Consider the following 24,262-nt stretch of genomic DNA (forward strand, 5'->3'; position numbering starts at 1 on the left):
AAGAGAATTTCCGGCCAAAGTTGAAGCCCTCACATATCTCAGCCGAAATGCTTGGTTTTACCCTGTGCATGGCTTTGGGATTATCCTTTATTCGTTTTGATATTGAATATCTGGTCTATCGCATCACCGGTGCCAGTGAGATCAATCTCTCATTTTCACTGCTGACCATCCCGTTTGGCAACTCGGTTTCGTTCTTCGCGATTCTGGCTGCCATTCTGGTACCCGCCCTGATCGAAGAATTTTATCTGCGCGGGTATATCCAGACCTTCCTGAGTGAGTACATGAGCACCCGTCAGGTCATCGGACTGATCACCTGTATCAGTGCAATGCTGTACGGCTCTCTGCCCGCACTGCCGGGTGGTATTATCTTTGCTTTCGGCATGAGCTGGCTCACCTTTGTATTTGGATCGTTCTGGTATGCGGTCATTGCACATGCGGTATCATCGGCTTTGTTCCTTTTCCTGAACTGGCTGCTCGGTAAGTTTATGGTATACGGCATTCTGCGCTTTCTTCCTGCGCTCTGCATCATCTTCGCACTGCTGTTCTTCTACATTGCACTGCGTCTCGCCGAACGTCTTACCCTGCGTCAAGCTTTCAGAAAACTGCACTATGTGCAACACAGCGATTATTCGTTCACTAAATTTGCAAGCAATGCGGCAGCACTTGCATTTCTGTTCGTATTCATCGCAAAAGCCGTGATCGGTATTATATAAACGAGGTATTATCATGGAAAATCATCGCTATACCCCCAAGCATTCGGAAAACAAGCCGCGTTCCAGGGCTACCAGCAATGCTTCCCGCCGTACGCGTGATACTGCGGATTCTGCACGCAGACCTTACCGCAGAAAAGATGCCGACCTGTTTTCCGATCAGGTGCCGACGCACAACAGTATGCGGCGCAGCCTGAATACAGAATCCCGCTCGACGCGCCGCAGCTCCCACTCGCAGGCAGACGATCTATTTGAAAATGAGACGCACGCATACCGCACACCGCGTCGCAAAAAATCAAAAACTGGCTGTGCGCTGGCTTCGCTCTACTTTATTGTGATTTTCGGCATATCGATTTGTCTGTCTGTGGTGCTGATCTTCGCCGCAAACGATGCGCTTGCCCTGGTCAAAGACGATCAGGATATCTCCTTCGTTGTTGCAGAAGACACCACCGTCAGCGGTATCAGCCAGCAGCTTGACCAAAGCGGCGTTGTCAATTACGGCACATTCTTCCGTCTGTTCAATTCGCTCCAGGGTGATGGAGATGTCATTATCTCTGCCGGTGTGTACACCCTCAACCCGACGATGGACTACGATCAGATCGTCAGCGCTCTGACTGAGACCACATCCACCACCACAGTAAAGGTCACCATTCCCGAGGGCTACACCATCGCTCAAATTCGTCAGACGCTGCTTGACAACAACGTAACCTCTGAGGCTCTTTTGGACGATGCGCTGAACAATTACGCCTTTAAGCACGATTTCCTCAAGGACGAGCAGCCGCCCAAGGAAAACTGGCTGGAAGGATATCTGTTCCCGGACACCTACGAGTTCGTGCAGGACAGCAAACAGCCCATTTACGAAGTGCTGAACGTCATGCTCAACAACTTCGATACGAAGTATGACGAGCAGATCGAAGAAGGCGCGAAGGAACTCGGTCTGACCACGCATGAAGTTGTCGTCATTGCGTCTCTGATCGAACGAGAAGCCAAGGAAGCGGATGAATTTTCCAAAATTTCCGGCGTCATTCACAACCGACTCAACAACAGCGAAGAATATCCCTATTTACAGATTGACGCGTCGCTGCAATATGCCGTCGGTCACAACAATCCGCTAACCGAGGAAGACCTCAAGCTGGACAGCCCCTACAACCTGTATACCAACAAGGGTCTGCCGCCCGGACCGATCTGTAATCCCGGCTATAATGCGCTGTATGCTGCAACCCATCCGGACGACCACGACTATTATTACTATGTCGCGATGCCCGATGGAACCCATCTCTTCGCCGAGACCAACAGCGAACACAATCGCAACCGCGAGCGCGCTGAAGAAGCTTGGGCCGAAGCAAACAATGAATAAAACATCTATGGAGACAATATCTTGAAAAAACCTGAAATTCTGTCACCCGCTGGTGACTTTGAAAAAATGAAATATGCCATCGCATACGGTGCGGACGCGGTCTATATGGCAGGTCAATCCTTCGGTATGCGTGCGGCTGCGGCAAACTTCAGTGCCGACGAGCTGCGCACCGGTATTGCCTATGCGCATGCGCACGGCGTTAAGTGCTATATCACCGTAAACATCATCCCGTCCAATGACGATCTTGCAGCATTGCCCGATTATCTGGCACTGCTGCAGGACTGCGGCGCGGATGCAATCATCGCAGCTGATGTCAGCGTCGTATCGCTGGCGAAAAAGTATGCACCCAAGGTTCCGCTGCATATCAGCACACAGACCAGCATTTTAAACTATGAAGCTGCGAACTTCTGGGCCGACCAGGGTGCTGAGCGCATCGTTCTTGCACGTGAGCTTTCGCTCCCGGAAATCGCAGAGATCCGTGCCAAGACCCCCAAGACACTCGAGATCGAGGCTTTTGTACACGGTGCGATGTGCATTTCGTACTCCGGCCGCTGCCTGATCTCTCAGTACATGACCGGCCGCGACGCAAACCATGGCGCATGTGCGCAGCCCTGCCGCTGGAAGTACTCTCTGGTCGAAGAAAAACGTCCGGGCGAATATTTCCCTGTTGTCGAGGACGATCGCGGTACCTATCTGTACAACTCCAAGGATCTGTGCATGATTGAGCACATTCCCGAGCTGGTACAGGCTGGTGTAGATTCCTTCAAGATCGAAGGACGCAACAAGACCGCATACTATGCTGCTGGCATCACCTCGGCATATCGCCGTGCAGTAGATGCTTACTGTGCAAATCCGGATGGTTTTGTCCTGCCGCGTGATATCCATGAAGAGATCGGCAAGGTCAGCCACCGCAACTATTACACCGGCTTCTACTTTGGCAGCGAGGAAAATGGCCAGTACTACGAGGACAGCCAGTACATCCGTGACTGGGAGGTCACCGGCCTTTTGGCCGAGGTGAAAGACAACGGGGAAGCGGTCTTTACTCTCAAAAACCGTTTCTATCCCGGCGATACCCTGGAACTGATTCAGCCGGGTAAGGAACCCTATGTCTTTACGGTCGATCAGGTAACCGACGACGAGGGCAATGCACTCGAAGTCGTACACCATCCCGAAATGCGCTTCCATCTGAAGTTCCCGTTCACCGTCGAACCGTTTGCAATCTTGCGTCACGAGCGCAAGAATTGATTGACAATCGGGCAGAATGTGTTAAAATAGTTATGTAATATCGTCTGTATGCGATGATGAACCCAGTCAGACACGCAGTCTTTAGAGAGAAGGGGACGGTGGAAGCCCTTCGGCCAGCGGTTTTGACAGCCAGTTCGGAGCTTTCCGGGATGACCGGAACGTAATTCCCGCGTTAAGGGAAGCCTGAGACGCCATGATTATGGCAATTAGGGTGGTACCGTGGAAGTTTTACAGCTTTCGCCCCTAAACCGGGGCGGAAGCTGTTTCTTTTTCCGCTGTGTCTACAAAAATCCATTTCGCTTATTTTAATTTTACATTGGAGGAAACCAAACATGCAGTACAGAGGCTTAAACGAGCTTCGTGAGATGTATCTCTCATTCTTCGAGAGCAAGGGTCATCTGCGTCTGCCCAGCTTTTCGCTGATCCCGCAGAACGATGCGTCCCTGCTGCTCATCAATTCCGGTATGGCACCGATGAAGCCCTACTTCACCGGTGAGCAGGAGCCCCCGCGTCATCGTGTCACCACCTGCCAGAAGTGCATTCGTACCGGCGACATCGAGAACGTCGGCAAGACCGCACGTCACGGCACCTACTTCGAGATGCTGGGTAACTTCTCCTTCGGTGACTACTTCAAGCGTGAAGCGATTCACTGGAGCTGGGAATTCCTGACCTCTCCCGAGTGGGTTGGCATCGACCCCGATCGTCTCTATCCGTCCATCTATGTCGATGACGATGAGGCATTTGAAATCTGGAACAAGGAAATCGGCATCCCCGCTGAGCGCATTTTCCGCTTTGGCAAGGCTGACAACTTCTGGGAGCATGGCTCTGGTCCGTGCGGCCCGTGCTCTGAGATCTACTACGATCGCGGCGAAGAGTATGGCTGCCACAAGCCCGACTGCACCGTTGGCTGTGACTGCGACCGCTACATGGAAGTCTGGAACAACGTATTCTCCCAGTTCAACAACGACGGTCATGGCAACTACACCGAGCTCAAGCAAAAGAACATCGATACCGGTATGGGTCTGGAGCGTCTGGCTTGTGTTGTACAGGGCGTTGGCTCGCTGTTCGAGGTCGATACCGTCCGCAACATCATGAAGCACATCGAGCGCATCGCTGGCGTCGAGTATCACAAGGATGAGAAGATCGACATCTCGCTACGCGTGATCACCGACCACATCCGTTCGACCGCTATGATGGTCTGCGACGGTGTCATTCCTTCGAACGAAGGCCGCGGCTACGTTCTGCGCCGTCTGCTGCGCCGTGCAGCGCGTCATGGCAAGCTGCTGGGCATCAACCGTCCCTTCCTGTCCGAGGTTCTGGATACGGTCATCGCAGAGAACGAAGGTCACTATCCTGAGCTTGCACAGAAGAGCGACTACATTCACAAGGTTATCGAGATGGAAGAGGCTCGCTTTGATGCAACCATCGACAGCGGTCTGTCCATTCTGGGCGATATGGTAACCGCAGTCAAGGCAGAGGGCAAGACCGAGCTTCCGGCTTCGGATGCCTTCAAGCTGTACGACACCTACGGCTTCCCGATCGACCTGACGCTGGAAATTCTGGAAGAGCAGGGCATGACCACCGACCGCGCAGGCTTTGACGCACTGATGAACGAGCAGCGCGAGCGTGCACGTGAAGACCGTAAGAAGATGGGTGACCTCGGCTGGGCTTCTGAGAATCTGGGTCTGGACAAGTCCATCAAGACCCGTTTCGACGGCTACACCATCATGGACGAGCAGGCAACTGTTCTGGCAATCGTTGCCAACGGTGAGGTTTCCGGCTCGGCTGCAACCGGCGATCAGGTTACCGTCGTACTCGACCACACTCCGTTCTACGCTGAAATGGGCGGTCAGGTTGCCGACCACGGTCTGCTGACCAACGACAAGGGTCTGGTTGTCCGCATCTCCGACGTACAGAAGACCAAGGACGGCAAGTTCATGCACATCGGCGTCGTAGAGTCCGGTGTCATTGCCGTTGACGATCTGGTGAACGCTGCGATCGACACCGCACGCCGTCAGGCGATCGCACGTTCGCACACTGCAACCCATCTGCTGCAGAAGGCTCTGCGCATGGTACTGGGCACCCACGTCGAGCAGGCTGGCTCTTACACCGATGCCGACCACGTTCGTTTCGACTTCACCCACTTTGCAGCTGTTACGCAGGAAGAGCTGGTCAAGGTCGAAGATATCGTCAACGATGCAATCTTTGCCGCTTATCCGGTTATCACCGAGGAAATGCCCATCGACGAAGCGAAGAAGCGCGGTGCAATGGCACTGTTTGGCGAGAAGTATGGCTCTACCGTTCGCGTTGTACAGGCTGGTGACTTCTCCATCGAGCTGTGCGGCGGTACCCACCTGACCAACACTGCTCAGGCTGGTATGTTCAAGATCATCTCGGAGAGCTCGGTTGCAGCCGGCGTTCGCCGCATTGAAGCACTGACCGGTAAGGGTGTTCTGAACTTCCTGCAGGAAAAGCAGACCCTGATTCTGGATACTGCCAAGGCGCTGAAGACCACCCCGCACGATCTGCTGGGCAAGGTTGAGCAGCTGCTCGAGGAAATCCGCGACACCAACAAAAAGGTCGAAAAGCTGAGCGCAAAGGTTGCGAACATGCAGATGATCGATCTGTTTAACCTGTCCCGCGATGTCAAGGGCGTCAACGTCATCGCTGCTAAGCTCGAGGACGTAACCCCGGATATGCTGCGTGTTATGGGTGACCAGATCAAGGAGAAGGCTCCGAAGATGGTTGCTGTCCTGTCGACCGTTGTAGACGGCGGCAAGATCAACTTCGTATGTGTCTGCGGCGCAGAGGCTGTCAAGGCTGGTGCACACGCTGGCAAGATCATCAAGGAAGTCGCTAAGATGTGTAACGGCGGCGGCGGCGGTCGTCCCGACAACGCAACTGCTGGCGGTAAGGATGCTTCCAAGCTGGAAGAAGCTCTGGAAGCTGTCAACAACATTGTAGAGGCGCAGCTGTCCTAATACAGTCTGTTCCATATCTCTAAAAAGGAGGGTTCTTATGGATTGTCTGTTCTGTAAAATCGCAGCAGGGGAGATCCCGTCCAAAAAAGTCTACGAAGATGACCTGTGCTACGCATTCTATGACATCGATCCCCAAGCTCCGACCCATTTTCTCGTGATTCCCAAGGCGCATATCGCTTCGGTTTCCGAGGTTACCCCGGAAAATCAGGCAGTCGTCGGTCACATCTTTTCTGTGATCGCACAGATCACCAAAGATCTGGGTCTGGAAAGCTACCGCGTCGTGTCGAATATCGGCGAGCAGGCGGGACAATCGGTCTTCCATCTGCACTTTCATGTGCTCTCCGGCCGTGATATGACCTGGCCTCCGGGCTAATTCCGGCTGTTAGAAATGGAATGTTGAAGTGGCGTGCAGCAATGCCGCCACTTCTTTTCCTATGCACGCAGGGAGGATTGGGGATATGCGTCGCTATCTATTTTATTTCGCCCTGGCATTTGCTGCCGCGCTTTTTCTGGTACTGCAATTCACCGAATATGCACCTGTGCTGGTAAAACACAGTCCGCTGATTCTTTTGTTAGCCGTCTATGGCATTTATCTGGCACGGTATTTCGGTAAGCCCATAGTCATCTGTATTCTGACTGGTCTTGCCGCAGGCGGAATTTATACCGCAGCGTATCATACGGTTATGGTCGCACCGCTGGATGCGTTATGTGAGCGCACGATGGTGATGCAAGCCGAAGTACGCGCCGATCCTGATATTTACGACCAAAATCAGCGTGTCGAGGTGAAGGTATCCTGTGATTCGGTTGGACTTTCTTCCTATCCTGGGCAATCATTTTCCGCCATCGGTTATCTGCCTTTGACCGAAGAGCCTCTTTCTCCCGGCGATCAGGTGCAAGTGTTGGTGACCTTTTATCAGCCAACCGTCCTTCAGGGGTTTGACCGGCAGCGTTATCAAATGTCAAACGGCAACTTTCTTTCCTTTTCCTATTTGAAGGACAAAGAAACCAAAGAAGCCGCACTCTTTGAAGCAGAAAAGGCCCAGGAAACGCCGCTTTTCTATCGTCCGCAAGCCCTCGCGCGACAGTTTGGCAGCTATATCATGGAGCATTTACCCGAGCGCGAAGGCGGTTTCCTCTACGCGCTTTTGCTGGGCAATCGCAACTATTTAGATCCTTTAGACCAGCAGAACTTACAGAAGGTAGGTCTCAGCCACATCATCGCTGTATCCGGTCTGCATCTGATGTTTCTGGTGGGACTGATCTATCGGCTCTTCAGCCGCAAGATCGGTGTTCTGGTTTCCTTTATCGCCATCCTGTTTTTCATCCCTATGGCGGGTGCTTCGCCCTCCATCATTCGCGCAGGCATCATGGCGACGCTCTCCGGTATTGCCTTTTTGTTTGGACGAGAAAGCGATGGACAGACTTCCTTGGGTGCCGCACTTCTGGTTTTGCTCTGTATCAATCCCTACGCCCTGTTCAGTCTCAGTCTGGAACTGTCCTTTTTGTCTACTTTCGGCATCTTACGCTATGCCGGCCGTCTGGAGCATACCCTGTTTGGAAAGCTTTATGTTCTTATTCCCGGTCATATCGGCAAGAAGTTTGCACACGCCTTTGGCGCTGCAGTTAGCTGCTCGCTGTGTGCAATGTTATTTACGACACCCATTCTGGTTAGTACCTTTGGCTATATCACGCTGTTATCCATTCCGGCAAACCTGATGATTTTAGGTATCATCAGTATCATTTTCGGTTTGGGCGTATTTTTCTGTCTCTTCCCATTTTTAACCGGTGTGCTGGTGCATGTTTTAGTGCCCCTGATTGACTATGTCTTTTGGTGTGCGCAGACACTTGGCACGCAGCACTGGGGTATTCTGTACTGGGAAGAAACCAGCGGTCGGCTCGCCGTTCTTTCCATCCTATTGCTCATTGTACTGATTCTTGCACATCGCTATGTCTATCCCAAAATCAGCATTCCGCTTTGCTGCTGCTTTCTCATCGCAACGACCGGATATGCATACTATCTCCACAGCAACACCACCCGCGTGACGCTGCATGCAGTTGGAGACGGACAGATGATTTCGGTGATCGACGGATTCGACTCGATGTCTCTAATCGACTGTGGCTGTGCTTCCAATCAAGACGGAATGGCGATATTGCGTGAGACTATGAACTGGTATGGCTTCTCTGAACTGGACTCGGTCATTCTGACTGCCGTGGACAAAGCCCATGCCCGCAACATCGCACAAGTTCTGACCGAAATTCCAGTTTCGCATTGCATCCTACCCAATCATGTGAAGGAAAGCGAAACGCTCACTGACCTCATGCAAGCCGCTGAACAGACTGGCATCACCTTAACGGTCTGGGAAAAGGCAGGGGAGAGTGCATACCCGCTTCCCGGAATTGCACAGACGACTTTGATCGGTGGTATAGACCGAAAGCTCGGCGTTCGTCTTGTAGACGGAGATTTTGAACTGCTGACGCTGCATAGCATGACGCAAAATATGCTCGATGCACTGTTAACATCCACGCCTCTGCAAAGTGATCGGGTTATCCTGGACAATTCGTTCGAAAAGCAAGACTATTTACAGCGTGCACTGAATCAACTTCAGCCCACCGAAATCATTCTCTCAACCGGATACGGTGCATCTGACACTCTATTCGACATTCCTGTCCGTTCTACCAATCTGGTCGGGGATCTGACCTGGAAAATTCCTCATCTCTAAGGAGAAATATTATGGCGAAAAAGCAAGAAGAAAATGGATTTTCTGCACTCAAGCAATCGTTAAAGACAGGTGAGCTTGGCAGACTGTATATTTTCTCCGGTGAGGAGAGTTATCTGCGTATGCATTATCTGGGTGAGTGCAAAAAGGCAATCATCGGAGACAGTCCGTTTGCAGAGTTTAATCTGTTTGAATTTGACGGAAAATCGATGTCTCCCGATCAGCTGCGCGATGCGATCGAGAGCTATCCTGCTATGGCCGAACGCAAATTGGTCATCGTCCATGACTTCGATCTCTACAAAATGCCTGCGGCTTTCAGTGAATTTCTGCCTGCGCTGCTCGCCGATCTGCCCGAATACATTTGTCTGATCTTCCACTATGATGTCATCGAATGTAAACCGGACAAACGCCTGAAAATCCATCAGGTGCTATCCAAAGCAGGTACGTTCGTATCCTTTGAACACTTGGACGAACGACAGCTGGTAGACTGGATTCGCAGACGCTTCCGTGCGCTCGATCGCGGCATTGATGACGATACCGCGCGGTATCTCATTTTCCTGTGCGGCACTTCCATGACCAATTTGATCACGGAAATCGAAAAAGCTGCTGCATTCTGCACCACAGGCACGATCAAACGATATCATATTGACACGGTATGCACCAAGGTACTCGATGCAGTTGTATTCGACCTGAGTGATGCAATCACAGAGCGTCGCTTTGACAAGGCAATCGCTCTGGTCAATGACTTACTTGCGCAGAAAAATCCTGAGGTCGTCATTTTTTCCACGATTGCACGTCACATGCAGCGTCTATATGCCGCCAAACTGAACGAATCTGCGCGAGGAAGCGAGAAGGAACTGCTCAGTCTCTTAGGTTCTGCCTCTCCGTACTATGCAAAGCGCATTCGTTCCGCTGCGCATAAACTACCCGAAAGTTGGCTGCGGCAATCGGTCTTACTGTGTGGTCAGACCGATGCTGCACTCAAAAGCAGTGCGGCAGACAAACAAAAACTGATTGAGCTTGCCTTATTGGAAATGGCAGCCGGATTGGAGCGCTCATGATTCGCATTAAAGAAGCAATTATTGTTGAAGGTCGATATGACGTAAACACGGTCAAGCAGTTGGTCGATACCATCGTGCTTGAAACCGGTGGCTTTCGCATTTTTTCCGACAAAGAGCGTCTATCGATGTTCCGTCAGCTGGCAAAAAAACGCGGGCTGCTCATTTTGACCGACAGTGATGGTGCTGGCTTAGTCATCCGAAACTATCTGAAAGGTTCCATTCCAGCATCTCAGGTTAAGCATGCTTATATTCCGGAGATCTTCGGCAAGGAACCGCGCAAGCGCACAGCATCCAAAGAAGGGAAGCTCGGCGTCGAGGGTATGAAGCCCGATGTACTGCGCGAAGCGCTGCGGCGTGCAGGTGCCACGATCTTAGATGATACAAGTGGGGAAGAGACAGGGAAGTGTACTGAGCATGCTCAGCGCGCAATCTCTCCGATCAAGAAAGCCGATCTCTATGCACTTGGATTATCCGGTCAACCGGGCAGCGAGAAGCTGCGCACACAAGTCCTGCGTGAACTTGGGCTTCCTACTACACTTTCTGCCAACGCGCTGATCGAATTTCTTAATGTGATTTCCAATCGCGATGAATTGGCTGCACTTGTCGAAGAAATCAGAAAAAAGTAAGGCTAGACGCTTGACAATCCATCTCGATATAGTATAATGATATCAGAAATTAAAGATCGTTCTGTTTCAGGGCGGAGTGAAAGTCTCCACCGGCAGTGAATCAGTCTATGTACTGTAAGTCTGCGAGCCTTAGGGCATGATGGGTGAGAATCCCAACCGACGGTTAAAGTCCGGATGAAAGAAACAGGTGACATAGCACAAAGCTACTTGCTTTTCTATGCCTACTTTTTAAGCCCCTTGGAGCAATTTGATTTGTTTCCTCGGGGTTGTTTTATTTCCTCAACAGGACGGTAGGAAAGAAGGAGCTGTATTCTTATGTCAACCAAAATGACAAAAACCATGAAAATCACTTACACAGCCGTGTTTGCAGCAATCGCAACGGTTCTGATGTATTTCGAATTTCCGCTGCCGTTTATGCCGCCGTTCCTCAAAATTGATTTGAGCGGTGCAGTGATTTTGATTGGTGCTTTTATTTTTGGCGTTGGCCCCGGCATCGCGATGGCTGCGATTAAGGATCTCATTCATGTAACGCAGACCCAGACGGCCGGCACTGGTGAGCTGCAGGATTTTCTGCTGACTTGTACGCTGATTATCATCGCTGTTACGTTCTATCGTCTCCACACCTCTCGCAAGGGCGCATTTGTTGGCTGTGCAGTTGGTACCGTTGTTATGTCGATTGTTGCAATGATTACCAACAAGCTGATCATTCTGCCGTTCTACGTAAAAGGTATGGGCTGGAACCTGGATATGATCTTTGATCTGTGCAAGAGTGTAAATCCGGCTATTGATGGCATGAACGCATATTTGTTCCTGGGTGTTTTCCCGTTCACCATGATCAAGGGCATCATCCTGACCACCATTACCATGCTGGTTTATAAGCGTTTGAGCGTATTTATCAAGGAAAAGCGTCTGAGCGCACATCATCCGGCAACCACTAATTAAGTCATTGTTCAAATTTATACCCGAAAAGCCGCTTGCACGATGCAGGCGGCTTTTTATATGTGTTTATGCAGAGAACTCTCAAAATCAAGCTGAAATCAGGGGATTTTAATTTCAAAATGGCTGCAATATGGGTAAATATATGTAAATGCAAATAGATTGGCAAAATACAAATTTAAAAATCAATCAAGATTTTGTTTTTGAAATGAAATTTGGAACGGACAAAATATCTAAACTGATCTAATCAGTGATCGCAAACAATTAAACTTACAAAGAAAATATAAAAATGATTGTATCGATCACTGGAGAAATAAAAAAACATGCATGTACATGCTGTATAAGTGCAATATTGGGGATTTCATAAAATCGCAGAAAACTAAGAAATTTCCAGGATTCCGGAGAAGTCCCTACTCTCAACTATACAAAATCTTTATTTTGTATAGTTAATAATATCTCAAAAAATCAGCACCTCCCAATCTCCGGTGCTGATTTTTTCATGTGATACACGTTATAACTGCTGTTCAATCACTTCAATCGCATGCGCAATTGCGTGCTGTGTATTTCTGCGCACAACTTGTGACACAATCTCTAAAATGTCTGCATCTGCATTTTCCGGTGCAAAGCTAAAATCTGCTGCCAACAGCATTGACAAATCATTTCCGCTGTCGCCAATTGCATACGCTCGTTTTGCATTCAGCTCTTGTTTGATCGTGCGCAATGCTTCACCCTTACTTGCACGCTTTTCTGTCACTTCCAGAAAAATCGGCGTTGACGATGCAGCCTCATACTGTGCAAGTAAATCCGCGCACGCCTCACGCACCTGTGCTAAAATCTCAGGCTGTCCGGTGAAATTCGCCTTATACAGCGGTTCTCCAGGACGATACTGCGCAAAATCTGTAAATTCACAGCTTGCCATCTGCTGGTGCCGCATCGACTCCGGGCTGGAACGATGCAGATAAATCTGCTCAGATGCGAACAATTCACAGCCCACCATCGGAAATTCCTGTGCAATACGGTCAATTAACGTCCAAATCTCATCATTTAACGGCAGCGACGCCAACGTCTTCCCCGCTCCGTCCCGAACAAATGCACCATTTAGGTATACTCTAGGTGCATCCGCCGGAAGAAGCTCCTCAAAATCAACCGTTGTCATCGGTGGACGACCTGTTGCAATACAAAAACAGCCGCCTTCACGCTCAAATCGATCGATTGCGCGTTGATTTTCTTCGGAAATATGCTTTTGATCGTCCAAAAGCGTGCCGTCCATATCACTTAACAATACAATTCCGTCAAATTTACCCATTTTCCTGCACCATTTTATTCAAAATTGCTATAAAATACTCCGGTAGGGGTGCTTCGAACACCATGCGTTCCCCTGTTCTCGGATGATCGAGAGACAAGCGCCAAGCATGCAGACATTGTCCGTCTAAGCTACTGAACCGATCCTTTTTCAAGCCATACAGCGGATCCCCAATGATCGGATGGCCGATGGATGCCATGTGTACACGGATCTGATGTGTACGTCCGGTTTCTAGCTGAAATGCCAACAGGCTATATCCCCGAAAACGTTTCAGAACCTGATAATGCGTCACCGCATGTCGTCCCTCCGGTACAATGGCCATTTTCTTACGATCAACCTTATGTCGGCCAATTGGCTGGGCAATCGTTCCCTGATCTTCGCGCGGTGCGCCTACCACAATCGCCTGATATTCTCGTGCGGCAGAATGGCAGGCAATCTGCTCAGCCAGCGACTGATGCGCTAAATCATTTTTTGCCACTACAAGCAGGCCGCTGGTGTCCTTATCGATACGGTGCACAATACCCGGACGGATCTCACCGTTGATTCCTGAGAGTCGGTCACCGCAATGATACATTAGTGCATTGACCAAGGTACCATTCCAATTTCCCACGGCCGGATGAACCACCATGCCACGTGCCTTATTGACGACTATGATATCTTCGTCTTCATAGACAATATCAATCGGGATATTCTCCGGTTCGATCTCCACAGACTGCGGTTCTGGCATTTGTACGATCACTTCATCGCCCGCACTGACCTTATAATTTTTCTTGACTGTCTTTCCAGAAGCCAGCGTTACATGCCCCTGTTCAATCCAGTTCTGCACCATGCTGCGCGTAATACCGTCAAGCTGCTCGCAGACAAATGCGTCGATACGCTTGCCTTCCTGTTCGGGCAAAACGGCAAAAATCTGCTCATTCATGCGGCACCGCCTTATCGTGCTGAATCAGGTAATAATAGAAGAACAGCACTACGCCAATGACGACATAGATATCGGCCACGTTGAACACGGGAAAATGAATCAGACGGAAGTCAAACAGGTCGACCACGAATCCATGCCATGCACGGTCAATCAGATTGCCCACCGCACCGGCTGCAATAAGATAAACCGACACGCGGCCAAGCTTGGTACGAATATACTTCTTATGCAGCACATAAGCCAATACAGCCAAAATGATCGGTGTCATCACCAGAAACAGCCAGCGTTGATCTTGCAGAATACCGAATGCTGCACCTCGATTTTCGACATAGGTCAGGTGAAATACACCGTCAATCAGTGGGATTGTTCCGATTGCAGACAACTTGATCAGTGCCCAGTATTTTACCAGCTGATCAAGCAAAACCATTAAAATAATCACGATCGCAATGATCATAACAAAACTCCTTAAAAAAGGACAGACATTGCTGCCTGTCCTTTTATTTTCAATATTTTATTCGCCTACAACCGCGGCGCAGCGTGCACACAGCGTCGGATGCTTGGAATCCTGGCCGATCGAATCGACATACATCCAGCAGCGCTCGCACTTATCGCCCGAAGCGCGCTCAATTGCAATCTGAACCGGCAGGTTCTCGCCCTGCATGCCCTCGCCGTTTCCACGGATGACACGCAGCTTGGAAACGATGCACAGTGCAGCCAGCTCATCAGCCGGTACGGTCTCCAGCAGAGCTGCCGTCTCATCGTCGGCATAGACAGTGACCCATGCCTCCAGCGGCTTACCGATTACCTTGTTCTTACGAGCCTCTTCCAGTGCCTTGTTGACATCGTCACGCAGTGCGATCAGCTTGTCCCACTTGCTGGAAGCTTCCTCTGCAAATGCCCATGCCGGATTTACCTGAGGCATTGCATTGAGAACAATGTTTGCAGCGTCATCGCCGTCACGATGCGGCATTGCCTGCCAGATCTCGTCAGCGGTGAAGCACAGAATCGGTGCAATCATGCGCACCAGTGCATCCAGAATCTCGTACATTGCGGTCTGAGCCGAACGACGCAGTACGCCATTCTTCTCCTCACAGTACAGGCGATCCTTGATAACATCCAGGTAGAAGTTGGACATATCAACGACACAGAAGTTATGGATTGCATGGAGAACGACATGGAACTCATAGTCGTCGTAGCCCTTGATGACCTTTGCAACCAGATCATTCAGCTTCATCAGTGCCCAACGATCGAGCTCGCACAGATCGTTGTATGCAACCATATCAGTCTTAGGATCGAAGCCTTCCAGGTTACCCAGAATGTAACGAGCGGTGTTACGAATCTTGAGGTAGTTCTGTGCCAGATGCTTGAACATTTCCTTGGAAATGCGCATGTCCTGACGGTAATCTGCCGAGGATACCCACAGACGCAGAATATCTGCACCATACTGATCCAGAATCTCCTGCGGACTGATGCCGTTGCCAAGAGACTTGGACATCTTCTGACGCTCTTCGTCAACGATCATACCATGGGTGATGACCGTCTTATACGGTGCAATACCCTTGGTTGCAATCGCAGTCAGCATAGAAGACTGGAACCAACCGCGGTACTGGTCGTTACCCTCAAGGTATACGTCAACCGGGATGGGCTGGCCTTCACGCTGCTCGATGACTGCTGCCCAGCTCGAACCGGAGTCGAACCATACGTCCATGGTATCAGTTTCCTTATCGAACTCACCGCAGCCGCACTCACAATGAATGTCGGACGGCAGAATCTCGCTTGCATCCATCTCAAACCAAGCATTCGAGCCCTTCTCACGGAACAGATCGGATACCAGCTTGATAGTCTGCTCATTGACCAGCGGCTTACTGCACTTCTTGCAGAAGAAGATCGGGATCGGAACGCCCCAGATACGCTGACGGGAAATACACCAGTCAGAGCGCTCCATGATCATGGAGGTCATGCGCTCCTCGCCCCAGCCGGGCAGCCAAGTGATCTCATGGCAAGCCTTAACCGCGTCATCCTTGAGCGCATCGACAGAGCAGAACCACTGCTCGGTTGCGCGGAAGATGATCGGGTTCTTGCAGCGCCAGCAATGCGGATAGCTATGAACGATATCCTCGATTGCGAGCAGTGCATTGCATGCACGCAGATCATCCAGAATGATCGGGGTGGTCTTCTCGTAATACATACCAGCATACTTGCCGGCATCCTCGGTTGCATAGCCCTTGCCATCAACCGGAACGATGATCGGAATATTATACTTCTGGCAGACAATGAAGTCGTCTGCACCGAAGCCAGGTGCGGTATGAACACAGCCGGTACCAGCATCCAGCGTAACATGCTCGCCGGTGATGATTACAGACTCACGATCCATGATCGGATGCTGGGTCTTCATCATTTCCAGATCAGAGCCCAGCAGAGTCGCCAGAACTTCCCAGGACTCAATGCCAGCAGCCTGCATAACGCTGTTGACCAGTTCCTTCGCCAGAACGTAGATCTCGCCATTGGGTACCTTAACCAGATCATACTCAAAGAACGGATTGACCGAAATTGCAAGGTTGCCGGGCAGAGTCCAGGTGGTGGTCGTCCAAATTACGAAGTAGACGTTCTCTTTGGTACCGATTGCCTTTTCAATAACACCCTTATCGTCGGTTACCGCGAACTTAACATAGATCGAAGAGCAGGGCTCGTCCTGATACTCAATCTCAGCCTCAGCCAGTGCGGTCTCGTCATGCGGGCACCAGTAAACCGGCTTCAGGCCCTTATAGATATAACCCTTCTTGGCCATCTCGCCGAAGATTTCGATCTGCTTCGCCTCGAAGTCATGGGTCAGGGTCAGGTACGGATGCTCCCAATCGCCGATAACGCCCAGACGCTTAAACTGCTCACGCTGCGTGTTAACGTGCTTACGAGCGAACTCCTCACACTTCTGGCGGAACTCCGATACAGATACCTTATCGCGATCCATGCCATACGCCTGAATTGCCTGACGCTCGATCGGCAGACCGTGCGTATCCCAGCCGGGTACGTAGGGGGCATAGAAACCTGCCATGTTCTTGTATCGAACGATGAAGTCCTTGAGTACCTTATTGAGGGCATGACCCATATGCAGATTACCATTCGCATACGGAGGGCCGTCGTGCAGCACGAAAAGCGGCTTACCCTCGTTCTTCTTCATCAGCGCATGATAAAGCGCGTTGTTGTCCTGCTCCCAACCTGCCAGGAAGCCAGGCTCTCTCTTGGGCAGATTTGCCCGCATGGGAAAGTCGGTCTTGGGCAGATTGATTGTCTCGTTATAATCCTGCGGCATTGTACCGTGTCCGTCCTTTCGTTTGTTTCTCTCTTAATCGTTCTCGGGCTTGTAGTCCGCACCGAACTTCAGCTCGCCGAAATCGAATCGTGCAGTTGCCTGCTCATGCAGACGCTGGGTATCCGAGTTGACGCCATGCTGTCTGCTCGACGCAAGGTTCACTTCAGAAATCGTAAACTTCTTTTCCTTCTGAAGCTCGACGTACTGCTTAACCTCTTCAGGCAGCTCCTCATTGCGCGGAACCTTGACCTGCTCGGGTGCAGCAGCCGGAGCAGCTGCTTCCTCAACAGCCTGCGGTGCATTCTCGGTCACAGCCGGCTCTGCTGTGTCCTCAGCGACCGGCATTGCAGCCTCTGCGCTCTCCACAGTCGGCTCTGCCGGCTGCAGCTCGGGTGCGGCAGCGAGCTTGACCAGAATCTTCTTCTGCGCCTCGTAAACAGCCGTCATCTTGCTGAGAAAATCAGCGTTATTCTTCTTGGCGATTTCCAGACGCTGCTCCTCGGCTACGATCTCAGCCTTGAGCTCCTTGACGCGTACTTCGTACTTTTCTTTCGCCTCGTCAATGATCTGCTGTGCCTCCAGCTTGGCCTTATCCAGGGTTTCCTGTGCGATACCCTGTGCCGAAACCAGTGCACGGCGCATACCGTCCTCAACCGAACGATACTCATCGATCTTGTCGACCAGCACCTTCATCTTGGCCTTGAGCGCGGCATTCTCCTTCTGCATTGCTGCATAGTCTTCGGTGATCTGCTCGATCACCTCGTCAACAGATTTCGGGTCATATCCGTTGAACATTGCTTTTTCAAAAGTCAATGCCTGAATTTCCTGAACCGTCAGCATAGTTTTTATCCTCCGAAATACATGAAGTGAATCTGTTTCCTGCAAGGCAAAATGGCCGGAGTACCCCCAGCCACCTCACTTTGTTATATGACCAGACTGTATAGGATACGCTCCACAATCATCAGCGACATGAACCCGCAAAGAAACGGGATGTCAAACATCATGCCGCGGAACGCATCCACGCGATCCAAAAGCGAACGAAACGGCATAACGATCGGCTCGGTTGCCAGATACAGCAACTCACTGATCTTACTGCCGCGCACTTGCGGGAACCAGGAAAAGATCGCCCGAGCAAACATCAAAAACTCAAAGATTCTGATGAGCTGTATTACCAAAATGACAAAATAGTTAAACACGCTATTCCTTCAATCAGATGTAAAGTCCGTTGTTCTCCAGTTCATCAATCAGATCACCCAGAATATCTACGTTATAGGGGGTGATGATGAACGTGCTGTTTGCGACCTTCTTAATCTTACCTTCCTGTGCGTATGCAACACCGCTCAAAAAGTCTACCAGGCGGCGGGCAACATCCTTATTGGTCTGCTCGAGATTGAGTACAACCGTACGCTTCTCCTTGAGATGGTCTGCGATCTCCGCAGCATTCTCGAAGCGGTCGGGCTTAACCAGAACAACCGCCAGCTGAGCCGTGGTGTTGATGTTTACAACATTGTTGCGGCGGCCTGCAGCCGACGAAGTGGATGCGCTATTGTAAGAGGACTCCTCAGCGGGCTGATCGTCCTCCAGCGTTTCCTCACGCTGTACGGGGGCGAAATCGTCGAAATTCTCTTCCATGTCCTCGCCCTTTACCCAATCGAGAAAACCCTTGATCGATGCCATATTCCAAAACTCCTTTGTGGATAACTTTAATTCTTTTTTATTGGATCTCCCTTGACAGACCGGTGCCTACCGGATAAGGCCGCCGTCCAAAGATCGCCGTACCGACGCGCACGATATTTGCGCCGAACCGAATCGCCTCTTCAAAGTCAGCAGTCATACCCATAGACAAATAGTCCATAGATACATTATCGTATTTTTTTGCCGATATGTCAACAAAGAGTTGTCGCATTTCTGCAAAATAACGCGAATTTTTGTCTGTGCCTGTTGGAATCGGTGGAATGGCCATCAATCCGCGGATGTGAATTTCAGGGAATTTGGAAAGCGCTTCCAGCGAAGAATCCAGTGTCTCTACCAGAAATCCGCTTTTCGCCTCTTCCCGTCCAATATTGACTTCCAGCAAAATATCTTGGCACATATTACGCTTTTTTGCCTCTTTTGCAATACATTCTGCCAGTTTCAGCGAACTAACCGACTGAATGAGCGAGACCTTGCCAAGCAAATATTTTACCTTATTGCTTTGCAGGGTGCCGATAAACTGCAAGTCTGCACCTTGATACGCACCCTGCTCATATTTTTCTAACAGCTCCTGCACGCGGTTTTCGCCGCAGGCCGTAAGTCCTGCCTGGATTGCGGCCTGCACGCGCTCTGCGTCGTTCATTTTGGTCGCCGCAACCAGAAGTACCTCCTTCGGATCTCGTCCAGCCGCGCGGGCTGCCTGTGCAATCCGTTGCTGTACGTCATGCAGGCGTTCTTCCAATGTACTGCGTTCTGTCTCTGTCATCATGATGAAATCACCTTCAAATTATTCGAACCGCTCGGATGAATGACAATCTCGTCATTCATGAGCAGGTATTTGTATGTTGTTCCCTTGGGAACGATGTAATACTGTTCACCCTTGTACGAATTCTTTTCATCAATGTACTTAAAACGAGCCGTATTTCCGGTCAGGATCAATACACCCGTCTCGCCCTTGTCATTCATCGTGATCGCAGAAACCGGAACACGCAGTCCCGAATGTGTGGCCACCACAATATCGACCTTCTGCTGTCGAATGGAGACCAGTTCTCCGTTCATGATCTGGCTTTGGAAAACAACGAGCGCTTCCCCGCTCTCTTTGCTGGAATTGATCGCTACCACTTCGGCATCGGCATTCGCTGAGATCTGCGAAAATTTGAGCGTTACCTTTTGTCCAACTGACAAGCGTGCGGCATTCTCTTCGCTCAAAACGGTCGCAAAGTCCCAGGTAAACCCACTGACTACCTTACCCAGCTTTCCGGTCGGTGCCGTGACCTTCTGCTCGGTCAGCTGCTTGAAGGTCTCCGGCTGCATGGTTCTGACCTTTTCCGGAGTCAGAATTTCCTCATAGCCGTCTACAACCTCGGAAAAATATCCCGAAGCCGGCGCGCTGATGGTATTGCTGCGGCCGGAAGCTTGTCCGGTTAGCTGCTTCTTCTCATTCTCCAGCGCAACAATCTGCGACTTGATGGATGCCACATCCAGCGAGGATGCATTTCTGCGCAGCGCCAGCTTGCGCAGCTCGGTTGCAGTCTCATAAGCGTCGGACAACATGCCGTCGTCCACCCGGACTGCCAGCTGCTGCATCTCTCGCGTAATCTGCTGGTCGAGCTTGGTATTGTCATTGGTGTAATTATCGACCGACTGTACCGCCGAATTGAGCAAGCTCAGCTCATTGTCGATTTCTTCCATCCGTCGGCTGGCTTCCATGATGCTCTCATCTTCATACACAATCGCAAGCGCTGCCGCATCCTGTACCTTTTCGCCGTTTGAAACGATGTGCTTGACCGAGTTGCTTGACGTACCCTCGGCCACCGTCTCATCGCGCACAAACCATCCCTCTGCCGAGATCGATTCATCCATCGTCACATAGACCGCAGGCGTCGTCTCAATGTTGGATTGCATGGAATTTACGCACTGCACGATCAAATAAGCCACAGCGACCACGGTCAATACTGCGACCATCACATTCGCAGGCTTAATCCGTTTCCAGATAGATTGTTTTCCCACAACCAGAGTCTCCTTGTCTAGTTCGACGCACGCTCCTCCCGGCGAGTATAAAATTCGACTCGCTGACTGGGAATCATCGTCGAAATCGCGTGTTTATAAACCATCTGCTGCCGGCCGTCGCTCTCCAGGATTACAATGAAGCTGTCAAAACCGCGAATAATACCGCGCATCTGATAACCGTTCATCAAAATCACCGTAATCACTTGGCCCTGCTGGCGGACGACATTCAAAAAAGCGTCCTGCAAATTGATATCGTTTTTCACAAGATATTCCCTCCATAATTGTATAAAATTATGGAATCATTGTATACCCTGCTGCGCAAGATAATCTGTCGAACGCTGAAGCACCTGTTCAAAATCCGCACCCGCATCATAAGTCAGCCAGAAGACCGTCGGATCGCGTTTGATCCAGGTCAGCTGCCGCTTGGCATAATTGCGCGTGCGTCGCTTGAGAATCTCAACGCACTCCTCCAGCGAACCATTTCCGGAAAAGTAGTCGGCCAGTTCTTTATAGCCGATCGCCTGCGCCGCTGTACCAGTCAGCTTTCCTTCCCGGAACAGGTGCTCGGCTTCTTCTAGTAGTCCTTCCTCGAGCATCTGATCGACCCGCTGGTTGATGCGTGCATACAAAATCTCTCGATCGGAGGGACACAGACCAATTTTAATCGCCTGATACTTAGGTTCCGGTCGTTTGTTTTGCTGATTGAATGCGTCAAGCGTCAATCCAGTCTGCTCAAACACTTCCAGCGCGCGAATGACACGCTTGAGGTTATTCGGATGCAGGCGCTCAGCTGCCACAGGATCAACCTGCTGCAAACAAGCATGTACCGCTTCGTTTCCCTGCTCCCGTGCCATACGCTCGTACTTCTCACGGATTGAGTGGTCGGTTTCATCTCCGGGAAATGCGCTGCCTTCAATCAGCGCGTCCAGGTATAATCCCGTACCGCCGACTATGAGCGGGATTTTGCCCGCTTGCAGCAGCGTCTGTGCACACTGATCGGCCAGTTCGACATATCGAGCAACCGAAAACGGTTCACCTGGGTCGACAATGTCAATCATGTGGTGCGGTACCGCAGCCTGTTCTGCCGCCGTCGGCTTAGCTGTTCCAATATCCATCTCTCGATAGATCTGCATGGAATCCGAGGAGATAATTTCGGTTTGCAGACGCTGTGCGAGCGCAATCGACAGCGCGGTCTTACCGCTTGCCGTTGGCCCCGTAATACAAATCAGCCTATTTTGCATATCGGTCTCCTCACTGATTGACGCGCTTGAACATCTTGTCAAGCTCATACTTGGTTAAACGCACCGTGACCGGTCGGCCATGCGGACAACAGACAACGTCCGAATCTTCCAGTACACGATTGCAGAAGTCTTGCAGTTCAGCCAGCGATGTTGTCATACCCGCCTTGATTGCCGCCTTGCACGACACGGTATGGATGACATCGTCCAGACGATCGGGTACCGGTGTCCGATTGTTCATCAACTTATCCGCCATTTCGGTGACCGTCTCCTGTACTGCACCGCTGTCCAGATAAGCCGGAATGGCACGAATGGCAAAGCTATTCTGTCCAAAGGGCTCGATATCAAAACCAATCTCCCGAATGCGCTCCAGCTGCTCGCTGAGTGCTGCGTATTCAGGTGCGGTCACTTCGGCAATCACAGGTGTCAGAAGTTCCTGTCTCGGAATATCCACGCTTGCACGCAGACGATTAAAAATCATGCGTTCATGTGCTGCATGCTTATCGATCAGGAGCAGTCCCTTGTCGTCTTCTGCCACAATATAAGTCTGGAACGCCTCTCCAAGCACACGGGCACTATGTTCCGGAATGACCGGCTGCGCCTCGGTTTCAGGCTGCGGCTCAGGCTGTACCGAGACGGTTTCAGCCGCCGGTGAGCGGTCTCGATCATCTCCGGGAATCACCAGCTGCGGCAGGTAATCCCAGTCCAAACCATCCTCGTCGTCTGCATTGACATACGGCTGTTTAATCCTGTTCTGATGCAGCGGGAACTTTCCTGTTCCTAGCTCTGCCGCCTTGGATGCATAAAGAGAATGCACTTTTACCGTGCGTCCCATCAGAGAATACGAATCGGTAACGGGATACTTTTCCGGTTTGCTCGGCTTGGGCTGCGGCTCAGGCTTTTCGACCGGTGCAGGCGCCGTACGCTCAGGCATCGGTGTAACGGTCGAAATAACAGGTTCTGCTTTGATTTCGACCTTGGGCTGCTCCTGTACCTGCACAGGCGGCGTAACCGGAGCGGAAACTGTTTTTTCCTCAACCGGCTTGGCAGCTGTCGGCTGCGGCATGGTCATGCGCTGCTGCTCCTGCGTCAGATGATCTTCGCGAGCCGGTTTCTTTTCCGCATGCGCCTTGATCTCGGGTACGTTGTCATCCTGCTCGAGTGCATTCTTACAAGCCACATAGACCACGTCAAAGACTGCCTTTTCCTCGGCAAATTTGACCTCGGTTTTCGCCGGATGCACGTTGACATCGACCATGTGCAGCGGCAGCGTCAGGAACATAACGCCCGACGGATACTTGCCGGTAATCAGCTTATTGCGATAGGCTTCTTCCATGGCCGCCTGCATGACACGCGACTTGACATAGCGTCCATTGACGAAAAAGTGCTGCATAGAGCGATTGGGACGTCCGGCATGTGCCTTGGTGATATAGCCCCAGGCCGAAAGGCTTCCGCGAGAAAATGCGGGTACCTCAATAAGGTTTGCCGTCATCTCCTTGCCGAACACCGAGAACACCGGTGCAATCAGTTTGCCATTGCCCGGCGTTGCAAAAACCTGTCTGCCATCTCGAATCATGGTAAATGCAATTTCGGGATGAGACAGTGCTGCATGCTGGACAACACCGACGACATAGCCTGCTTCGGTGAAATCCTTGCGCAAAAACTTCATACGTGCCGGGGTATTGTAAAAAATATCCCGTACAATGATGGTCGTACCGTTCGGGCAGCCAGCTTCCTCATTTTCCAGAATCTCACCCGCTTCCAAGTGCAGATGCACACCTGCAAGGGTATCCGCCTGCTTGGTAAACAGGTCGATGCGAGAAACCGACGCGATGGCTGCCAGCGCCTCACCGCGAAATCCCAGCGTTCCAATCGCGGACAGGTCATCCTCGGTTCTCAGCTTACTGGTCGCATGGCGGCGAAACGCAATGGGTGCGTCCTCTGGTGACATACCACAGCCATTGTCTGCGATACGCAGGTAAGAAATGCCGCCGTTCTCAATCTCTACCGTGATTTGTGTTGCGTGCGCGTCGATTGCATTCTCGACCAGCTCCTTGGCAACGGAGGCTGGACGCTCTACAACTTCACCAGCCGCAATCAAGTCGGCCAGATGATCGGACAATTCATGAATGATCGGCATGGGTTACAGCCTCCTTT

At 51.1% G+C, this 24,262-nt stretch carries 21 protein-coding genes and 1 riboswitch; of the genes, 9 read left to right on the forward strand and 12 right to left on the reverse strand.

All coding sequences use genetic code 11. The features are described 5' to 3' along the window. Window positions 1-47 precede the first annotated feature (47 nt). From B5F17_RS04355 to B5F17_RS04395, 9 genes are all read left to right on the forward strand, one after another. Complete coding sequence (locus B5F17_RS04355) at window positions 48-713, forward strand: CPBP family intramembrane glutamic endopeptidase (RefSeq protein WP_162608074.1); 666 nt, start codon at window positions 48-50, stop codon at window positions 711-713. A 13-nt stretch (window positions 714-726) separates the two neighbouring features. Continuing rightward, window positions 727-2,067, forward strand: a complete 1,341-nt coding sequence (mltG, locus tag B5F17_RS04360) for an endolytic transglycosylase MltG (RefSeq protein ID WP_087371198.1) — start codon at window positions 727-729, stop codon at window positions 2,065-2,067. Window positions 2,068-2,088: 21 nt separating this feature from the next. After that, window positions 2,089-3,312, forward strand: a complete 1,224-nt coding sequence (locus B5F17_RS04365) for a peptidase U32 family protein (RefSeq protein WP_016146609.1) — start codon at window positions 2,089-2,091, stop codon at window positions 3,310-3,312. A 332-nt stretch (window positions 3,313-3,644) separates the two neighbouring features. Beyond that, window positions 3,645-6,293, forward strand: coding sequence for an alanine--tRNA ligase (gene alaS, locus B5F17_RS04370; RefSeq protein WP_087371201.1), 2,649 nt, complete (start codon window positions 3,645-3,647; stop codon window positions 6,291-6,293). 37 nt (window positions 6,294-6,330) lie between these two features. Then, complete coding sequence (locus B5F17_RS04375) at window positions 6,331-6,666, forward strand: histidine triad nucleotide-binding protein (protein WP_016146607.1); 336 nt, start codon at window positions 6,331-6,333, stop codon at window positions 6,664-6,666. An 85-nt stretch (window positions 6,667-6,751) separates the two neighbouring features. Continuing rightward, window positions 6,752-9,013 (forward strand): ComEC/Rec2 family competence protein, encoded by a 2,262-nt coding sequence (locus B5F17_RS04380; RefSeq protein WP_162608075.1) that lies wholly within the window; start codon window positions 6,752-6,754, stop codon window positions 9,011-9,013. Window positions 9,014-9,024: 11 nt separating this feature from the next. After that, window positions 9,025-10,071 carry a DNA polymerase III subunit delta gene (holA, locus tag B5F17_RS04385; RefSeq protein ID WP_087371207.1) on the forward strand — a complete coding sequence of 349 codons (1,047 nt, stop codon included), beginning with the start codon at window positions 9,025-9,027 and terminating at the stop codon, window positions 10,069-10,071. Further along, the gene (locus B5F17_RS04390) at window positions 10,068-10,697 is read left to right on the forward strand and encodes a ribonuclease M5 (protein WP_087371210.1); all 630 of its coding nucleotides are present in this window, start codon (window positions 10,068-10,070) and stop codon (window positions 10,695-10,697) included. Before holA ends, B5F17_RS04390 begins: the two co-directional genes overlap by 4 nt. A gap of 58 nt (window positions 10,698-10,755) precedes the next feature. After that, a riboswitch (FMN riboswitch) is annotated at window positions 10,756-10,887 on the forward strand. A 125-nt stretch (window positions 10,888-11,012) separates the two neighbouring features. Then, on the forward strand, window positions 11,013-11,639 hold the full coding sequence (locus tag B5F17_RS04395; RefSeq protein ID WP_087371213.1) for an ECF transporter S component: 627 nt from the start codon (window positions 11,013-11,015) through the stop codon (window positions 11,637-11,639). 505 nt (window positions 11,640-12,144) lie between these two features. Here B5F17_RS04395 and B5F17_RS04400 read toward each other — a convergent pair. From B5F17_RS04400 to mutL, 12 genes are all read right to left on the reverse strand, one after another. Then, window positions 12,145-12,939 (reverse strand): Cof-type HAD-IIB family hydrolase, encoded by a 795-nt coding sequence (locus B5F17_RS04400; RefSeq protein WP_087371216.1) that lies wholly within the window; start codon window positions 12,937-12,939, stop codon window positions 12,145-12,147. Beyond that, window positions 12,932-13,858, reverse strand: a complete 927-nt coding sequence (locus B5F17_RS04405) for an RluA family pseudouridine synthase (RefSeq protein WP_087371219.1) — start codon at window positions 13,856-13,858, stop codon at window positions 12,932-12,934. Before B5F17_RS04405 ends, B5F17_RS04400 begins: the two co-directional genes overlap by 8 nt. Then, window positions 13,851-14,309 (reverse strand): signal peptidase II, encoded by a 459-nt coding sequence (gene lspA, locus B5F17_RS04410; RefSeq protein ID WP_087371222.1) that lies wholly within the window; start codon window positions 14,307-14,309, stop codon window positions 13,851-13,853. The genes B5F17_RS04405 and lspA overlap by 8 nt, the downstream gene beginning before the upstream one ends. Before the next feature lie 57 nt (window positions 14,310-14,366). After that, window positions 14,367-17,165 (reverse strand): isoleucine--tRNA ligase, encoded by a 2,799-nt coding sequence (gene ileS / locus B5F17_RS04415; protein WP_087371225.1) that lies wholly within the window; start codon window positions 17,163-17,165, stop codon window positions 14,367-14,369. A 33-nt stretch (window positions 17,166-17,198) separates the two neighbouring features. Next, entirely contained in the window at window positions 17,199-18,005 is an 807-nt protein-coding gene (locus tag B5F17_RS04420; RefSeq protein ID WP_087371228.1) for a DivIVA domain-containing protein, read from the reverse strand. Window positions 18,006-18,088: 83 nt separating this feature from the next. Next, window positions 18,089-18,361, reverse strand: a complete 273-nt coding sequence (locus tag B5F17_RS04425; protein WP_087371231.1) for a YggT family protein — start codon at window positions 18,359-18,361, stop codon at window positions 18,089-18,091. A gap of 13 nt (window positions 18,362-18,374) precedes the next feature. After that, entirely contained in the window at window positions 18,375-18,842 is a 468-nt protein-coding gene (locus B5F17_RS04430; protein ID WP_087371234.1) for a cell division protein SepF, read from the reverse strand. 37 nt (window positions 18,843-18,879) lie between these two features. Further along, the gene (locus tag B5F17_RS04435; protein WP_242968701.1) at window positions 18,880-19,626 is read right to left on the reverse strand and encodes a YggS family pyridoxal phosphate-dependent enzyme; all 747 of its coding nucleotides are present in this window, start codon (window positions 19,624-19,626) and stop codon (window positions 18,880-18,882) included. Beyond that, window positions 19,623-20,867, reverse strand: coding sequence for a biotin/lipoyl attachment domain-containing protein (locus B5F17_RS04440; protein ID WP_087371237.1), 1,245 nt, complete (start codon window positions 20,865-20,867; stop codon window positions 19,623-19,625). The genes B5F17_RS04435 and B5F17_RS04440 overlap by 4 nt, the downstream gene beginning before the upstream one ends. Window positions 20,868-20,884: 17 nt before the next feature. After that, window positions 20,885-21,130, reverse strand: coding sequence for an RNA chaperone Hfq (hfq, locus tag B5F17_RS04445; protein WP_016146591.1), 246 nt, complete (start codon window positions 21,128-21,130; stop codon window positions 20,885-20,887). A gap of 36 nt (window positions 21,131-21,166) precedes the next feature. After that, window positions 21,167-22,108, reverse strand: a complete 942-nt coding sequence (gene miaA, locus B5F17_RS04450) for a tRNA (adenosine(37)-N6)-dimethylallyltransferase MiaA (protein WP_087371240.1) — start codon at window positions 22,106-22,108, stop codon at window positions 21,167-21,169. A gap of 10 nt (window positions 22,109-22,118) precedes the next feature. Next, window positions 22,119-24,245, reverse strand: a complete 2,127-nt coding sequence (gene mutL / locus B5F17_RS04455) for a DNA mismatch repair endonuclease MutL (protein WP_087371243.1) — start codon at window positions 24,243-24,245, stop codon at window positions 22,119-22,121. Between the last annotated feature and the right edge of the window lie 17 nt (window positions 24,246-24,262).

The sequence above is a fragment of the Butyricicoccus pullicaecorum genome (assembly GCF_002160355.1).
Taxonomy (GTDB): Bacteria; Bacillota; Clostridia; order Oscillospirales; family Butyricicoccaceae; genus Butyricicoccus; species Butyricicoccus pullicaecorum.